This is a genomic window from Bradyrhizobium sp. STM 3843 (assembly GCF_000239815.1).
Lineage (GTDB): Bacteria > Pseudomonadota > Alphaproteobacteria > Rhizobiales > Xanthobacteraceae > Bradyrhizobium.
Window position 1 is genome coordinate 1 of sequence record NZ_CAFK01000252.1, and the last position, 2,878, is coordinate 2,878.

Below are 2,878 nucleotides of genomic sequence, written 5' to 3' on the forward strand. Positions count from 1 at the left end.
GGGATCGGACGAGAAGACTTCGGCGGTCGACGTTTTAAAGGTAACACCATGGTTTTCAGCGCTGTGAAGCGTTGGAGATCGATAGGTGGGACCTCGTCAAACGTTGTGATCAGCCGGTTCAAAGCTTCAAGTTCAACTTGAGAGTTTGATCCTGGCTCAGAGCGAACGCTGGCGGCAGGCTTAACACATGCAAGTCGAGCGGGCGTAGCAATACGTCAGCGGCAGACGGGTGAGTAACGCGTGGGAACGTACCTTTTGGTTCGGAACAACACAGGGAAACTTGTGCTAATACCGGATAAGCCCTTACGGGGAAAGATTTATCGCCGAAAGATCGGCCCGCGTCTGATTAGCTAGTTGGTGGGGTAACGGCCCACCAAGGCGACGATCAGTAGCTGGTCTGAGAGGATGATCAGCCACATTGGGACTGAGACACGGCCCAAACTCCTACGGGAGGCAGCAGTGGGGAATATTGGACAATGGGCGCAAGCCTGATCCAGCCATGCCGCGTGAGTGATGAAGGCCCTAGGGTTGTAAAGCTCTTTTGTGCGGGAAGATAATGACGGTACCGCAAGAATAAGCCCCGGCTAACTTCGTGCCAGCAGCCGCGGTAATACGAAGGGGGCTAGCGTTGCTCGGAATCACTGGGCGTAAAGGGTGCGTAGGCGGGTCTTTAAGTCAGGGGTGAAATCCTGGAGCTCAACTCCAGAACTGCCTTTGATACTGAAGATCTTGAGTTCGGGAGAGGTGAGTGGAACTGCGAGTGTAGAGGTGAAATTCGTAGATATTCGCAAGAACACCAGTGGCGAAGGCGGCTCACTGGCCCGATACTGACGCTGATGCACGAAAGCGTGGGGAGCAAACAGGATTAGATACCCTGGTAGTCCACGCCGTAAACGATGAATGCCAGCCGTTGGTGGGTTTACTCACCAGTGGCGCAGCTAACGCTTTAAGCATTCCGCCTGGGGAGTACGGTCGCAAGATTAAAACTCAAAGGAATTGACGGGGGCCCGCACAAGCGGTGGAGCATGTGGTTTAATTCGACGCAACGCGCAGAACCTTACCAGCCCTTGACATGTCTGGGACCGGTCGCAGAGATGTGACCTTCTCTTCGGAGCCCGGAACACAGGTGCTGCATGGCTGTCGTCAGCTCGTGTCGTGAGATGTTGGGTTAAGTCCCGCAACGAGCGCAACCCCCGTCCTTAGTTGCTACCATTTAGTTGAGCACTCTAAGGAGACTGCCGGTGATAAGCCGCGAGGAAGGTGGGGATGACGTCAAGTCCTCATGGCCCTTACGGGCTGGGCTACACACGTGCTACAATGGCGGTGACAATGGGAAGCGAAGACGCAAGTCCTAGCAAATCTCAAAAAACCGTCTCAGTTCGGATTGGGCTCTGCAACTCGAGCCCATGAAGTTGGAATCGCTAGTAATCGTGGATCAGCACGCCACGGTGAATACGTTCCCGGGCCTTGTACACACCGCCCGTCACACCATGGGAGTTGGCTTTACCTGAAGGCGGTGCGCTAACCAGCAATGGAGGCAGCCGACCACGGTAGGGTCAGCGACTGGGGTGAAGTCGTAACAAGGTAGCCGTAGGGGAACCTGCGGCTGGATCACCTCCTTTCTAAGGATGGCTCTTCAGCAATGATCTTCGGATCGATTGGTCTTCGGACCGATCAGCTATCGAGCTGTTTTAGAAACATTCAGGGGCCATTGGGATCGCCAGATCCTTTTGAGCTCCATTGGCGGGATTTCGCCGTCTTCGTTTCTCTTTCTTCGCGGACGAACACGCTGCCTGGGGCTTGCGCTTGTCGATCATCGTTAAGCGCGAATGCGCTGGATGCTGGGCGCGACGAGCTCTTAAGCGTTAGGGGCTTGTAGCTCAGTTGGTTAGAGCGCGCGCTTGATAAGCGTGAGGTCGGAAGTTCAAGTCTTCCCAGGCCCACCACGCTTCGCCTGTCGGCTTCGCGTGGCGCAGCCTCGCTCTCACATGAGCGAAGCGTGCCCGGCGTAGCCACTTGGCGAAGACGGGCAGCCATCGGTTCACATCGTCTCGACGATCCTGCAGCTCACGCATTCGTCTTTCCGGTTATGGGGCCTTAGCTCAGCTGGGAGAGCGCGTGCTTTGCAAGCATGAGGTCGTCGGTTCGATCCCGACAGGCTCCACCACGCTTCGCCCTTCGGGCTACGCGTGGCGCGGCCAAGGGGTAGGGAAGCTGGATCAACCATGCAGGAGCCGAAGGGCTGAGCGTGGTGCCCGGCGGAGCCACTTGGCGGAGACGGGCTATTGCCGGCGTGTTCAAAATTCGTCCGCGAGACAACACTTCGCATCTTCTGGTCCTCACCGGGACTACAGAAGACTGCGTGTTATCTGACATCGTGAAGAGGAGATCGATCCGAGTTGGGATCGTGCAGGCTCAAGGCATTTGCTCGAGCAATCGAGCGGACGCTTTTGGCATCAAACTGTGCGTGACCTTCACTATCTCCGGGTCGTTTCGGCGCGGGACAATGTGCTGTGAAGCATGACGCTGTGAAGCGTATGTCCTGTTGTAAACGGCTCTGTTAGCGAAGCTTGACCGCCTCGCTATCGGTTCGATCTTAAGAAGCAAGCTGGTCTTTCTAATCAGTGTCCGGCCGCGATCCGAANGCTTTGCCCGCGAGGGTGAGGTGGGGCGCGGCATACATTCTGCCGAGTGTGTGGACATTGATAATGAGAGCAATCAAGTGCCTTAAGGGTGTTCGGTGGATGCCTTGGCGCTGAGAGGCGATGAAGGACGTGCTACGCTGCGATAAGCCGTGGGGAGCTGCGAAGAAGCTTTGATCCGCGGATTTCCGAATGGGGAAACCCACCTTCGATAGCCGGAACTCCAAGACCTTGGT

At 56.2% G+C, this 2,878-nt stretch carries 2 tRNA genes and 2 rRNA genes; all 4 read left to right on the forward strand.

What is annotated here, in order from left to right:
* The first annotated feature begins 133 nt into the window (after nucleotides 1-133).
* Nucleotides 134-1,622 (forward strand): 16S ribosomal RNA (locus tag BRAS3843_RS25620).
* 247 nt (nucleotides 1,623-1,869) lie between these two features.
* A tRNA-Ile gene (locus tag BRAS3843_RS25625) sits at nucleotides 1,870-1,946 on the forward strand.
* A 145-nt stretch (nucleotides 1,947-2,091) separates the two neighbouring features.
* Nucleotides 2,092-2,167: transfer RNA gene (locus tag BRAS3843_RS25630), tRNA-Ala, on the forward strand.
* A gap of 549 nt (nucleotides 2,168-2,716) precedes the next feature.
* Nucleotides 2,717-2,878, forward strand: a 23S ribosomal RNA gene (locus BRAS3843_RS25635); the annotation flags it as partial.